Source organism: Alteromonas sp. KUL17 (assembly GCF_006538305.1).
Taxonomy (GTDB): Bacteria; Pseudomonadota; Gammaproteobacteria; order Enterobacterales; family Alteromonadaceae; genus Alteromonas; species Alteromonas macleodii.
Window position 1 is genome coordinate 22,649 of the sequence record NZ_BJKJ01000023.1, and the last position, 13,994, is coordinate 36,642.

General features: G+C 44.3%; 10 protein-coding genes and 1 pseudogene. 8 read left to right on the forward strand and 3 right to left on the reverse strand.

Annotated features, from left to right (window positions below):
* Window positions 1-118: 118 nt before the first annotated feature.
* Window positions 119-1,612: a carbon starvation protein A gene (locus KUL49_RS16685; protein ID WP_014948725.1), complete on the reverse strand. Its 1,494-nt coding sequence runs from the start codon at window positions 1,610-1,612 to the stop codon at window positions 119-121.
* 346 nt (window positions 1,613-1,958) lie between these two features.
* Between KUL49_RS16685 and prfC the strand changes: the two genes are divergently transcribed.
* From prfC to KUL49_RS16705, 6 genes are all read left to right on the forward strand, one after another.
* The gene (gene prfC / locus KUL49_RS16690) at window positions 1,959-3,548 is read left to right on the forward strand and encodes a peptide chain release factor 3 (RefSeq protein WP_014948726.1); all 1,590 of its coding nucleotides are present in this window, start codon (window positions 1,959-1,961) and stop codon (window positions 3,546-3,548) included.
* Between the two features lie 33 nt (window positions 3,549-3,581).
* Complete coding sequence (gene argS, locus KUL49_RS16695; RefSeq protein ID WP_014948727.1) at window positions 3,582-5,312, forward strand: arginine--tRNA ligase; 1,731 nt, start codon at window positions 3,582-3,584, stop codon at window positions 5,310-5,312.
* A gap of 203 nt (window positions 5,313-5,515) precedes the next feature.
* Entirely contained in the window at window positions 5,516-6,148 is a 633-nt protein-coding gene (locus tag KUL49_RS16700) for an NADPH-dependent FMN reductase (protein WP_131138018.1), read from the forward strand.
* Between the two features lie 285 nt (window positions 6,149-6,433).
* Window positions 6,434-6,604 (forward strand): hypothetical protein, encoded by a 171-nt coding sequence (locus KUL49_RS20860; RefSeq protein WP_165477917.1) that lies wholly within the window; start codon window positions 6,434-6,436, stop codon window positions 6,602-6,604.
* Window positions 6,605-6,615: 11 nt separating this feature from the next.
* Window positions 6,616-6,771, forward strand: coding sequence for a hypothetical protein (locus tag KUL49_RS20865; RefSeq protein WP_165477918.1), 156 nt, complete (start codon window positions 6,616-6,618; stop codon window positions 6,769-6,771).
* 67 nt (window positions 6,772-6,838) lie between these two features.
* Window positions 6,839-7,027 (forward strand): hypothetical protein, encoded by a 189-nt coding sequence (locus KUL49_RS16705; protein ID WP_131138019.1) that lies wholly within the window; start codon window positions 6,839-6,841, stop codon window positions 7,025-7,027.
* 107 nt (window positions 7,028-7,134) lie between these two features.
* Here the strand turns inward: KUL49_RS16705 and KUL49_RS16710 are convergent.
* Together KUL49_RS16710 and KUL49_RS16715 are read right to left on the reverse strand one after the other, a co-directional pair.
* Window positions 7,135-8,185 (reverse strand): annotated as a pseudogene (locus KUL49_RS16710) (DUF2891 domain-containing protein).
* Between the two features lie 234 nt (window positions 8,186-8,419).
* A complete protein-coding gene (locus KUL49_RS16715; protein ID WP_131138020.1) occupies window positions 8,420-9,469 on the reverse strand; it encodes a PLP-dependent cysteine synthase family protein in 1,050 nt (349 codons plus the stop codon).
* A 301-nt stretch (window positions 9,470-9,770) separates the two neighbouring features.
* On the opposite strand from KUL49_RS16715, the gene KUL49_RS16720 reads away from it, so the two are divergent.
* Complete coding sequence (locus KUL49_RS16720) at window positions 9,771-10,985, forward strand: endonuclease/exonuclease/phosphatase family protein (RefSeq protein ID WP_131138021.1); 1,215 nt, start codon at window positions 9,771-9,773, stop codon at window positions 10,983-10,985.
* Between the two features lie 102 nt (window positions 10,986-11,087).
* Complete coding sequence (locus tag KUL49_RS16725; protein WP_308805573.1) at window positions 11,088-13,946, forward strand: diguanylate cyclase; 2,859 nt, start codon at window positions 11,088-11,090, stop codon at window positions 13,944-13,946.
* Window positions 13,947-13,994 lie beyond the last annotated feature (48 nt).

Genomic DNA, 13,994 nt, shown 5'->3' on the forward strand with positions numbered 1-13,994 from the left:
GCCAATATTACCGCCGGTTAAAAATGAGCCTCATTATAACCCATGTCAAAAGTACAAATTAAATAGCCGCCCTATATAAAGGGCGGCTCATCATATTACACGTGTTTAGTGTAGGCAGTTAAGCGTCTACCGGTTGGGAGGGCTTTTCAACATTCACAGATGATGGCTCAAGCGGCGCTTCACCTTTCCCCTTGGAAATTCGAATGACGTAAACCGTGGTTATTAGCGATGCGATAAGCCCGATGGTTGTCGATACATTCATCGCCATACCGAAACCCAAGGTGTCGTTGTTTAGAATAAAGGTAACGCAAACGGCCGTCATAAATATTGCTGGTACCGTAGTTATCCAGTGCAGTTTATTATGTCTTAGTAAGTATGCAGATGCGGTCCACAGCATCATGACGGCTGTTGCTTGGTTGGCAAATCCGAAGTAGCGCCAAATAACGCCGAAATCGACTTGGGTAAGAATACCGCCAAGCACAAACAATGGGGCGGCCATGAACAAGCGGTTACGTATACCTTTTTGTTCAACGTTAAAGTACTCGGCCATGATAAGACGACTTGAGCGAAATGCGGTGTCGCCAGACGTAATAGGAAGAATAACCACGCCAAGAAAAGCCAGTACGCCACCAACAACACCTAAAAGACCGAATGATGAGGCATAGACAACGTTTCCAGGGCCACCATTGGTAATAGCTGCCGATAGTCCTTCTAAATTGTCGAAGTAAGAAAGGGCAATGGCACACCAGATAAGGGCAATCACACCTTCACCTATCATTGCACCAAAAAACACAAAACGTCCGTTCTTCTCGTTCTCCATACAGCGAGCCATAAGCGGGGACTGTGTGGCATGAAATCCAGAGATAGCGCCACAAGCGATAGTGATAAAGAGCGCTGGCCAAAGAGGCATATCGTTAGGATTTAAATTCGTCAGCATATCACTTGCCGTGAATTGGCTAAGTATCGAGTGCTGGTCAGAATAGCTGGCCGCGGCTAATAATCCCACCGACATGAAAATAAGAAGGGCTCCGAAAAACGGATAAAAACGACCAATAATTTTATCTACGGGAACAATGGTAGCCAAAATATAGTAGGCAAAAATAATGGCGACCATGGTGCCAACTTCAACATGCCATGATGTCTGATCATTAACGAGGTTTGTGATCATGCCTGCGGGCGCTGAGACAAAAACTACACCTACCAATAGAAGCAGCACAATAGCGAACAAGTTCATAAAGTGCTTAGCGCCTCGGCCCAAATAACGGCCAGATAAGCTAGGCACAGATTCGCCATTGTTGCGAACTGACAGCATGCCTGAAAAATAGTCGTGAACAGCGCCAGCAAAAATGCACCCTAAAACAATCCAAAGCATGGCAGCTGGGCCATATAGTGCACCCATAATAGGGCCAAATATAGGGCCTACGCCAGCAATGTTGAGAAGCTGAACGAGATACACCTTCGGTGTAGACATGGGAACAAAGTCTACGCCGTCTTTTTGGCTATGTGCAGGAGTGGGGCGTGCAGGTGTGACGCCAAATACCTTCTCAACAAAGGCGCCATATATAAAGTAGCCAGCAATAAGCGCGGCTACGCAAATTAGAAACAATATCACAGGGCGTTGTCCTTATTTTTATAAATAGGGTTTATAAAAAGGGTCTGTCACTTGTGTTGTAAACGGTGTGTACAACAATGTTTGAAATAGGTTAACGATGTGAAAGTGTGTATGCATGAAAAAAAGCAGTGAGTGGTCGCATAGCAAATTAAGCGGTAGGGAGTATGTAATTTCGCTCTACTGTTACGTGCAGTAAAATGCTAAAATCCGCGCAATTAATTACCAAGCCGTATCAAGCGTTTTACCGCAATACTGAATTTGCGCGGAAAAGCATTGCTTATCCGTTATAAAACGCGCCTGTAAGTAATTGGTTTACAGGGATAATAGATAACGAAGATAAGTATTGATGTCAGATAAGAAGCTTCTAGAAGAGATTAAAAAGCGACGTACGTTCGCAATCATATCGCACCCGGATGCGGGTAAAACCACGATTACCGAAAAAGTATTGTTATTCGGACGCGCCCTGCAAACTGCCGGTACCGTTAAAGGTAAAAAGTCAGGTCAGCATGCTAAATCTGACTGGATGGAAATGGAAAAAGAGCGTGGTATCTCGGTAACCACCTCGGTCATGCAGTTTCCATATAGCGATCACTTAGTAAACCTGCTGGATACTCCGGGGCACGAAGACTTTTCTGAAGATACCTATCGAACACTGACGGCGGTTGACTCATGCCTTATGGTTATCGACGCAGCGAAAGGTGTAGAAGACCGAACCCGTAAACTTATGGAAGTCACCCGTTTGCGCGATACGCCGATTGTGACTTTTATGAACAAGCTTGACCGTGATATTCGCGATCCTATGGAACTGCTCGATGAAGTAGAAACCGAGCTTGATATCCTGTGTGCACCAATTACTTGGCCAATTGGCTGTGGTAAGAGCTTTAAAGGTGTATATCACCTTCACCGCGACGAAACTATTTTGTATCAAAGCGGCCAGGGTCACACTATCCAAGACGTGCGCATCATCAAAGGGTTAGATAACCCTGAGTTAGATACTGCAGTAGGAAGTGACCTCGCTGAAACCTTGCGTGACGAGCTTGAGCTTGTACGCGGTGCATCTAACGAATTTGAACAAGAGCTTTTCTTGGAAGGCCAGTTAACGCCAGTATTTTTCGGTACAGCATTAGGTAACTTCGGTGTTGATCATATGCTTGACGGTTTGGTTGAGTGGGCACCTGCGCCACTTGGTCGCGAAACCGAAGAAGGGACTATCGAAAGTACCGACGGTAAGTTCAGTGGCTTCGTATTTAAAATTCAGGCCAACATGGACCCGAAACACCGTGACCGCATAGCATTCTGTCGTATTGTGTCGGGCAAGTACGAAAAAGGCATGAAAATGCGCAACAGCCGTTTAGGTAAAGATGTGCGTATTTCTGATGCATTAACCTTCTTGGCTGGTGACCGTTCATTGCTAGAAGAAGCCTATGCCGGCGATATCATCGGCTTGCACAACCACGGTACCATTCGCATAGGGGACACCTTCACGTCAGGCGATAACTACCGCTTTACGGGTATTCCAAACTTTGCGCCTGAGCTATTTAAACGCATCCGCTTGAAAGATCCGCTTAAGCAAAAGCAACTGCTGAAAGGGCTGATCCAGCTTTCTGAGGAAGGGGCGGTGCAGGTGTTTAGACCCCTTGCCAACAACGATTTGATTGTTGGCGCAGTAGGTGTGCTTCAGTTTGACGTAGTTGTCGCTCGCTTGAAAGCCGAATACAACGTAGACGCGCTTTATGAGCATATTAACGTGAGCACTGCCCGCTGGGTTTACTCTGACAATGAGAAGAAGCTTGATGAATTCCGCCGTAAAGGTGAGCAAAACCTTGCACTAGATGGCGGCGATAACTTGACGTACATCGCACCTACTATGGTGAATTTACAGCTAGCGCAAGAGCGCTACCCTGATATTCAGTTCAAGAACACGCGCGAAAACTAAGCTAATAAAGATTAAACAAAGACACAATATATTATGAATATACATGCACTATTAGTTAACCGTTTCACTGAAGCTCTACAAGAAATGGGCGTAGAAAATGCGCCAGTGCCAGTTTCGCGCAGCGCTCGACCTGAATTTGGTGAGTATCAGTTTAACGGCGCGATGGCGCTAGCCAAGCAGCTTAAGCAAAAGCCGCGCGATATTGCAGAGAAAATTGTTGAGACTGTAAAGCTCGACGATATTGCCAGCAAGCTAGAAGTGGCGGGCCCTGGTTTTATCAACGTTCATTTAAATGACGAATGGCTGTCTAATCAGTGTGAGTTGTCACTAACCGACCCACGTTTAGGTATTGCTAAGTCAAAAGAACAAAACATTGTTGTTGATTACTCATCGCCTAACCTGGCCAAAGAAATGCACGTGGGCCATCTGCGTACTACTATCATCGGCGATGCTGTGGTTAAAGTACTTGAGTTCTTGGGCCACAACGTTATTCGTCAAAATCACATGGGCGACTGGGGCACACAGTTCGGCATGTTGCTTGCGCACCTTTCAGACAAGCTACAAGATGAAGTGGCTGAAACTGCACTCTCTGATCTAGAAGACTTTTACCGCGAAGCCAAAGTACGCTTTGACGAAGAAGAAGGTTTTGCCGACCGCGCCCGTGAATACGTAGTTAAGCTGCAGGGCGGTGACGCTCAGTGTCTGGCGCTATGGGAAAAGTTCATTGACGTGTCTATTGCTCACTCAGAAGAAGTGTACGACAAGCTAAACGTAAGCCTGACACGTAAAGATATTATGGGTGAGTCGGCTTACAACGACGATTTAGCCAACGTAATCAGTGACCTTAAAGCGAAAGGCCTTGCAGTAGAAGACCAAGGTGCGCAGGTGGTGTTTATACCTGAGCTTGCTGATAAAGAAGGTAACCCTGCGGTTTACATCGTTCAAAAGTCGGGTGGCGGCTATTTATACGCAACGACAGACCTTGCGGCAATGCGCTATCGCAGCGGCAAGTTAAACGCTGACCGTACGCTGATTCTTACCGATGCTCGCCAAGCACTGCACTTCAAGCAAACTGAAATTGTGGGCCGTAAAGCGGGCTTTATGAAAGAAGAGCAAACTTACGAGCATTGCCCATTTGGAATGATGCTAGGCAGTGACGGTAAGCCATTTAAAACCCGTACTGGCGGTACAGTTAAATTGGTTGAATTACTTGATGAAGCCGTTGAACGTGCTGGTAAACTTATCGCAGAGCGCGACAACGATTTAAGTGAAGACGAGCTTAAAGAAGTCGCTCACAAGGTGGGTATTGGCGCTGTGAAATACGCTGACCTATCTAAAAACCGCACAACTGATTACATGTTTAACTGGGACTCCATGCTAAGCTTTGAAGGTAACACCGCGCCTTACCTTCAGTACGCCTATACCCGTGTGAAAAGCTTGTTCAGAAAAGCGGGTGTGGATATGGCCACCATGCCAGTAGATATCAATATTGCTGAGAAACAAGAGCACGCGCTAGCTGTATTACTTATGCAGTTTGAAGAGGTGATTGGTACAGTATCTCGTGAAGCCACGCCTCATGTACTGTGTACTTACCTCTATGATGTGGCTTCAGCATTTATGTCATTCTACGAAGCGTGCCCGATGTTAAAAGACGGTATTGAGCCAGCCGTACGCGATAGCCGTCTAGCGTTGTCAGCTCTGGTTGCCAAGACGCTAGAGCAAGGATTAACCCTACTTGGCATCGAAACACTAGAAAAAATGTAGTGTTCGCGGTACAACATACATATTGATAACAAAGAGGCTGACATTGATTGTCAGCCTTTTTTTATGCCAATCGCATATGTACAAAATACGCAGCGTGTCGGTACTTATTGTTATTTTGCTATGTTAAACAGAACCGATAGAACGTTAGATTCTTATAAAAAGTCGATTAAAAATACATTTCAATATTAAAACAGGAAACCCTAATGACTAAGATCCTTGCACTAGCAGGTAGCACCAGAAAGGGCTCGTTCAACCAAGCCATCATGAAAGTAGCCGCTGACGGCGCGCGCGAAGCGGGGGCTGAAGTCACCGTAATTGACCTAGCCGATTACCAAATGCCGATTTTTAATGAGGATGAAGAAGCGGAGTTTGGTATGCCTGAAAAAGCGCAAGCATTCAAAGAACTATTAATGAGCCATGATGGGTTTCTTATTGCTTCACCAGAATACAACTCAAGCTACCCAGCACTTCTTAAAAACGCTATAGATTGGGCATCGCGTATGGGTGAAGGTGAAAAGCCACTACAGGCATATCGCGGTAAAGTAGCGGGTATTATGGCAGCTTCTGCTGGTGGGCTAGGCGGTATGCGGGTGCTCGTTGTACTTAGAATGCTACTTGAAAACCTTGGCACCATGGTACTGCCAAATCAAAAAGCAATCGCAAAGGTAGATACGCTAATGACAGATGGCGTTATTACTGATGAAAAAACGGTTAAGCAGCTTAAAAATTTAGGTAAGGAAACCGTTGAGTTAGCCAGCAAACTAAAAAGTAAGCAAGTAATTGCTTACCCTGTTCGAGGGCTAGCTGCTAAAGCAAAACCTTACGAACATGACTGAAATGTCAAAAAATACCAGCTCGTTTTAAGGGCCGTTTATACCCTCAATAATAAATGTGCCCTTAAACATGCCATCTTTGTCTCTCTTCATAACTGCTATTTTCTTGCGCGGCTGTTAGTCAGGTTTTTCATCTGTGAATTCCTTTAATTCGAAAGTTCTTTAATGCTGTGTTGTCTAAATATAATTGTGAAAAACACAACATAAGTACAGTCGCGACAGGTGCTGTTATGACATAACCTAGCAATGTGCATTTGCACATAATCTTATTTTAAAAGGAGTTTAATTATGGAAGTATTAAGTGTAAAAGAACTAGATGCAGTTGCAGGCGGCGGAGCTGTTGGCGAAATTATGTCTAGTATCGGCTATGGCGCAGGCTATGCAGCTGGCTATTTTTACAGCAATGTAATGACATCAAATCGATGGCTTGATGACCTCGCGAAACAGATTGCACTATAAGGAGAGCGAAGATGACAGTATTAAGTCAGGCCGAGCTAAGCGAGTGCAGCGGTGGTTTTTGGGGGCATGTGCTTACGTACATGGCAGTTGTTGACCTGGCCTACGACTTTGGCTCTGGCTTCGGTGACGGTCTGTACAATGGTATGCACCAGCATCAAAGTCAATAACTTCAAATAAACAGGCGTATGCCTGTTTATTTACTTTTGTATTAACTAAAAAATTTAGGCAGTTCTTATGGACAAGCAAAAGCTTAACAAAGCAACATTCTGGTTTTTAGTGGGAATTAACTTTATCTCTCTATTCCTAGATATTGTCACAACAAACGGCGCGTCAATTCTCGAACAATCAGAATTTCAAAACATACTGCTATTAGCCATTCTCTATAAGCTGTCTAATAAATTAAACGAGAAATGGCTTATGTAAGTCAGGTTTTAATCGGCATCGTGCTGAAAAGTTTAAACTGAAGTACACGACGAACAGAATTCATATGCTGCACCAAGCAGTGCAGCATATTCTTACTTCACCAGGTATTATTTAATGCCGCGCTTTGTTTCTAGGTATGCCGCAAAGCTTCCCAACCAGTGGCTTCCCATATAATGCATGTCAGAAAGGACCGCGTTTAATCCGGCATCCCGGTGTGCGTTCAGCGCTCGTTTTAGTACAGGAACGCGTTTATCGTTTGCGGGTAAGGCATGCATAATGCCCTCAATCATCCATGCTCTACTGATATTCAATCCGTCAAGGTGGGCCAACTTTCCGTCAGTTTTATCTGTGACGGAAGCTGGGGCTAACCACGTCGATGTGCTGTCATTTAGGTTTGGAAAGAAAGCGTTGAGCCATTGGCCGTAGTCTTATCTTCGATAAAACACGGCGCATTAAATCGGCCTGTGCTAAACAAGGTGAAAGAAAATCTTGACCTGAAGGTTCATAAGCAAGTGGGCAGTTTTTATCGCTTAAATAGTAGTGTTTCACTCTTGAGGTAAGTAATGCTTCAAATTCACTGTCGCCTGCAGCTTTAGCCCAATCTAGCATTAAACCAAACGCGAACGCGGTTTGACTGTGCTCGCCAGTGCGAATCGGATAGGCCAGTTTAGGAAGCCACGTACTCAATCTGGCTACAATTTCTTTTTCTAAAGGAAGCAGTGTTTGTAGCCAAGCTTTTGCTTCGGGTTGCGCAGACTGTCGTAGCTCTGAGGTTAATTGCAGAAACCAAGCTAGGCCGTAAGGGCGTTCAAAAGATGCATTATTGTCACGTTTTAGGCTTGCCAACTCCTTTTCTATATTATCTTTCGTGAAGCTGATATTTAATTTATCGACGATTAAATTAGCGTCGACCTTATCGTGTGCAGTGTTGAGCATTCTTACCAAAAGCCAGTGGCCATGAACCGATGAATGCCAGCCTAAGCAGCCATAAAAAGCGGGATATAGTTTGCTCGGAGCTTTAACATCTGCATCACTATTCATCATATGTTTAACGACATTAGGAAACTCTTGATGAATACAATTAAGAGCAAGGTTTGCAAACACATGCTCATAGTTATCGGCAGAAGCGCTTACCGTTGAGCTAGCAGAATAAGCAATGCTATTTGTAGCAGCGCCAGATTTAAAAGCATTAGTTGCGAAAGCAAGTGGTCCATAACTGTTAATTAAAGCAGCGGTGACTAATGTGCACGAAAGATTTTTTTCATTTTCATTGTAGGCTTATCAGAGCTTGTTTAAAGGCAATGTATATGGCTAATAACTGTGAATAAAGTGCTTCGCGATGGTTGGCGCGTAAGCACTTTAAATAGCATATTGCAGTTAACTTATGAGCAGTTAGTACGCTAATTCAATGTTGCTTAACTTATCTTCATAAGTCTGAGTACTTCCAATGGTTTTCGCTACCCATAGCGTGTCGTAATAGGTATTCGCGTAACGTTCGCCGCTGTCACACATCAACGTCACTATTGAGCCTGACTCACCTTTACTAATCATTTGCTGGGCAACGCTGAGTGCCCCCCACAAGTTCGTGCCGGTGGACGGCCCCGCCTTAATTCCCATAGTGTTGTTTAACCAGCGCATAGTCGCAATACTGGCGGCATCGGGAACGGCAATCATGTCATCTATTACGTCATGTTGAAAAGAGGCTTCCACTTTAGGGCGTCCTATCCCTTCTATGCGGCTACCACGGGTAGCAGTAAGTGTATGATCGTTGTTTTTGAAGCTATCAAAAAACACACTGAATTCTGGATCTACCACGACAAGCTGAGAAGAGAGACCTTTGTAGCGAATGTAACGCCCTATGGTGGCTGATGTTCCACCTGTACCTGCACTCATAACCACGGTGTGTGGAATAGGGTGGGGCTCGGCTTTCATTTGCTCAAAGATACTCTCAGCAATATTGTTATTGCCTCGCCAGTCTGTAGCGCGCTCTGCGAAAAGGAACTGATCCATAAAATAACCATTAAGCTCGTGAGCTACTTTGGTTGCTTCGCTGTGCATTTGCGTAGGGCAATCTACAAAGTGGCACTGCCCGCCATATCGCTCAATAAGCGCGATTTTACTTTGGGCGGTAGATTTAGGCATAACCGCAACAAACGGAACGCCAATCATTTTAGCAAAATAAGCTTCAGACACCGCGGTGCTGCCTGATGAGGCTTCAACCACAGTAGTTCCTTCCACAATTTTTCCATTACAAAGGGCGTACAGAAAAAGGGACCGGGCTAGACGGTGCTTTAGGCTGCCTGTTGGATGGGTGCTTTCATCTTTAAGGTAGATATCAATATCTCTAAAAGCGATCTGCTCTAATTTAATTAAGTGCGTATCAGCCGAACGTTGATAATCTGCATTGATAATATTGATCGCTTTTGAAACCCAGCTTTTCATAACTTTCTCTCATTCACCCAAAACGCGAAACGTTAAGCGTAGTTCGCTTAACGCTATCTGTATAAAACAAAATTAGAATACCAGTTAAGAACGAGTATTTGATTCTATTATTTTAGCTTTAGGGTATCATAGTAAAAAATATTTCTTTCATAGGTCTTATTATTGAAAATAAATTCCGTTTTTTGTAAGGGCGAGAGCATGGCCATCTTGTTGATACAACTATCTTTAATAAAACAAAAAAGTTCAGATAAGTCGCTAAAGTTGCTATCTTTGCATTTCGTTTTTACTTACAGGTAACAACATGAAAAATAGGGCGCTTTTCTGTGCGATAGCTCTTCTACCCGCATTATTCGTATCTACGCTGGCTAGCTCGCAAGAAGAGCAAATGCTTAAAGTTGCAACGTTTAATGTAAGTATGGAAGCCACTAACTACAAAGCGTTGGGTATGAAGCCAAGCGAGCAGGTACTTCAACACGTTCTTTCAACGGGTGAGCAAAGCCAAGTTAAAAACATTGCTGAAATTATTCAACGCGTTAACCCCGATATCTTAATGTTGAACGAATTTGACTACATTGCAGATAAGCGTAAAGGGGTAGAAGCATTTGTTAAGAAGTACTTAAATGTTTCACAAGGCGGCCTTGAGCCTGTGGATTATCCATACACGTATGTGGCCACAGTCAACACAGGGGTGCCCACGAAATTCGACTTAGATAACAATGGCAAAGCAGAAGGTTTTGGTGGCGATGCATATGGTTTTGGGCTTTATCCCGGGCAATATGGCATGGCGCTTTTGTCAAAATACCCTATTGATGTTGATGGTATTCGCACCTTTCAGACGTTTAAATGGCATCACATGCCTCATCCACAGTTTCCTATTATTCCCGATGAGAGCGGAAGTACTGATAAGGGCAAGCCATGGTACGACGTAGAAGAGTGGGCCGCGCTAAGGTTGAGTTCTAAGTCTCACTGGGATGTGCCGGTGAAAGTAGGAGGTAAAACCGTACACATACTTGCTATGCATCCAACACCACCTAATTTCGATGGAAGCGAGGATCGCAACGGCAAGCGCAACTTTGACGAAATTAGGCTTATGGCAGATTATCTTTCTCCGGATAAAGGGGCCTACATTTACGATGATAATGGCGAGAAAGTCAGCCTGTCAGAGAACGCGCGTTTTGTACTTGTTGGTGATTTTAACGCGGCGGATATTGGAGATAAACATCGCGAGGGTGTTATTGAACAGTTGACCGAGCACCCGTTAGTTAATAATGACGTCATTCCAACAAGCGCAGGCGGTGCAGGCGCGTCAGGTGCAGAGTTTAGTAACCGCTTTACTGCCTATTGGGGAGCCAGAGCTGACTATGTTTTGCCATCTCGATTTGGCTTCGATGTGAACGATGCTGGCGTTTTCTGGCCTGCAAAAACCAGTGACCTATATCGATTAGTTAAAGACCGTGAAGCCAGCTCAGATCACAGGTTAGTTTGGATTAGCTTGTCGTTGACCGACGATAACTAAAAACCACAATTTTTGTGTTAGTTAATAGATAGGGGTATTATTACACCGTCTATCTAATAACGTACCGAGAAGCCATTGAAGTTTGTGTCTCTCACTTTTGTGATGTGTTTGCTGTGGGTGATACCCATAGATGGCTTTTCGGTAGAGTCTTCTCAGCTCATGCCGCTCAACCGGTATTTCCCTCAATCGTGGGGAACGAAAGACGGGCTTCCTCACAATAGTATTCACGCATTAGCACAAACGTCCAATGGGTATCTATGGGCGGGTACTTGGGAAGGTGTTGCTCGGTTTAATGGTCAGCAGTTCACTGTATTTACCCGCGGCGCGCAAACAGGATTACCAGACTCCGGCATTCGAAGCTTGTATTACAACAAGCCTCGCGACGAGCTACTTGTGGCAGGAAACCGAGGCGGTGTAACGTCGCTTATCGCAGAGCAGTGGCATGCTCAAGCGCCCCTGTCTTCAATGGTTAATCATGCATTCAGAGACAGTAATAACGTGTTGTGGTTTGCGCTGGAAGACTCGGGGATTGCAATGAGAACGCCTGACGGCACGCAAAAAGAATACATTGTAAATTCGAGTGCTTACCGCATAATCGAAGACGGATTTGGCGTAATCTGGTTTGCAACAAATCAAGGCTTGTTCAAATACATAAACGATAAATTTCAGCTAGCTGTACCCGACCACAACATACTCTCTGGTCCATCATTTACTCTCGCTCTTGATAGCAAAAAACGTGTTTTAGTTGGCACAGAACACGGTGTTTGGCAGCAAAAAAACGGTACCTTTGCGCTACTTCACAGCTCACTTGCCGACAAATCAATTAGTAGTATTTTGCTTGATCATCAAAATAGCATTTGGGTAGGCACCATCAATCATGGCCTTTATCGTCTAAGTGACTTAGGCCTAGAAAAACTGGATGCGACAGCAGGTCTTCCCAATAACCGCGTTTTTTCACTGCTTGAAGATTTGGAAAAAAATATCTGGATTGGCACTAATGGTGGTTTGTTTAGGCTGCGTCGTGCGCTATTTACCACATTCTCGCAAAGCCAAGGAATGAGTGGAGACTTTTTGCGAACTGTTTTGCAAACGTCTGATGGCAAACTTTTATCAGGTGGAAGTGCTGGATTAGATATATTTTCCAATGATGCGTTTTCCAGCGCATCGCTCACTACGGGGGAAGCTTTTTCTGTACTCAGTTTGGCAGCAGTAACTGAAGAGGTAACGTTAGTTGGCACCTATACAAAAGGTGTGCTGCGATATGAAAATGACCAACTTACTCCTTACCTCAATAGACATTTAGGGTTACCGAGCAATGAAGTAAGGGCCATTCTTTTAGCGAGTGATAACAGTATTTGGTATGCCACGGCGCAAGGTATAGTTCAACAAACACCAGATGGAAAGCTAAGTCATTTTAATGAACAAAATGGGCTACCTGCCCATTTTTCGATGGGCTTGGCAGAAGATCGTGAAGGACGAATCTGGATTGCTACAGGGATAGGGCTCGCCTATATCCAACAGGGTATTGTGCACGTAGTTTCGTTTCCTGAACATTCAGATGCGCAGCACGCGTTCAGTTTTAGCGTTGTTGAAAAGGGAACTTGGATTACAACCGATCGAGGCCTTGCGTATTTTGACAATGCTACTAAGGCACTTAGTGTAATCGAAAAGTCGCAGGGGCTTCCCGTAGATAAACTGTTTTCAATCGGTATAGATCACAACAGCGGTGTATGGCTAAGTTCAAACCAAGGGGTCATTCTCACTTCACTATCAAGTCTTAAGGAGTGTCTGACATATCCAAGTGCATTATTGGAATTTGAACATTTTAAGGAAGAAAATGGCCTGGCGAGTATTCAAATCAATGGTGGATCACAGCCATCTCAGATTGTCGATGTAGACGGAAATGTTTGGCTTCCTACTGCGAAAGGGCTCGCTACAGTGACGCCTGCAAACCTTGCCATGTTGAGTGAATTCCCTATTCCGGTAAGTATAGAGGCGGTACTACTGGACGGTGCTGACCAGCAATTTGATACGGATAAAAGGGAAGTAGACGTAACGCCGTTAACCACGCGAGTTGCGTTTCAGTATGCAGGGTTGGGTTTCGCTATGCCTTCGCGTATAGAGTATCAGGCTATGTTAGTAGGATATGACCAAGATTGGGTTAACCGTCATCAATTTAGAATGACTGAATACACTAATTTAGCACCTGGTCGTTATCAGTTTAAAGTACGTGCTCGTTACATTGGAGGCACCTGGCAAGAGATTACGTCACCATTTTCTATTCGCGTGCTACCAAGCATTTATCAGACATTTGCTTTTAAATTCTCGGTTTTTCTTTTCTTCTGTTTTGTTATCTATGCACTTTATAAAGTACGTTTTCATCACTTGAAAAAATCAGAAATGATTTTAAAACAAAGGGTCGATGAACAAACCAGATCACTAGAATTACAAACCAAGCAGTTCGAGTTCCAAGCAACTCACGATGATCTAACCGGCATTGCAAATAGACGAGCATTCGACCGCTGGCTTGTACAATATTTTGAAGAGGCTAAAGCGAAACAATCTCCTCTATGTCTTGCCGTTATCGATATCGACCATTTTAAACAGGTAAATGATCAGTACTCTCACTTAGTAGGGGATAAAGTCATTACTGAGGTGGCCCGTATATTAAATCGCGAAGTTCCGCATTATGCTAAATGTGCAAGGTGGGGCGGCGAAGAGTTTACTGTGTTGTTACCTGAATATGACTTGGTAAATGCAAGGGTAGCTATGGATCATGTTCGAAAAATCGTGGCAGCACATGATTTCAGTTTTATAGCGCAAACGCTGAAAGTCACAATCAGTATTGGTGTAGCAAGTGCAGATGGCGCGAGAGATCACGACAGAATGTTAACCCATGCCGACCAAGCACTTTACACTGCAAAAGAAAATGGCCGCAACCAAGTGACCATTTTCGAATAAACGATAAGTGGGGTAGTGGTTAATTACTACAACATCTTTAACCTGACT

Excerpts from the sequence above, each read along its gene's own strand:
- KUL49_RS16715 (WP_131138020.1), bottom strand. The coding sequence starts at position 9,469 with ATGAAAAGCTGGGTTTCAAAAGCGATCAATATTATCAATGCAGATTAT.
- prfC (WP_014948726.1), top strand. The coding sequence starts at position 1,959 with ATGTCAGATAAGAAGCTTCTAGAAGAGATTAAAAAGCGACGTACGTTC.
- KUL49_RS16720 (WP_131138021.1), top strand. The coding sequence starts at position 9,771 with ATGAAAAATAGGGCGCTTTTCTGTGCGATAGCTCTTCTACCCGCATTA.
- KUL49_RS16725 (WP_308805573.1), top strand. The coding sequence starts at position 11,088 with ATGTGTTTGCTGTGGGTGATACCCATAGATGGCTTTTCGGTAGAGTCT.
- argS (WP_014948727.1), top strand. The coding sequence starts at position 3,582 with ATGAATATACATGCACTATTAGTTAACCGTTTCACTGAAGCTCTACAA.
- KUL49_RS16700 (WP_131138018.1), top strand. The coding sequence starts at position 5,516 with ATGACTAAGATCCTTGCACTAGCAGGTAGCACCAGAAAGGGCTCGTTC.
- KUL49_RS16705 (WP_131138019.1), top strand. The coding sequence starts at position 6,839 with ATGGACAAGCAAAAGCTTAACAAAGCAACATTCTGGTTTTTAGTGGGA.
- KUL49_RS20860 (WP_165477917.1), top strand. The coding sequence starts at position 6,434 with ATGGAAGTATTAAGTGTAAAAGAACTAGATGCAGTTGCAGGCGGCGGA.
- KUL49_RS20865 (WP_165477918.1), top strand. The coding sequence starts at position 6,616 with ATGACAGTATTAAGTCAGGCCGAGCTAAGCGAGTGCAGCGGTGGTTTT.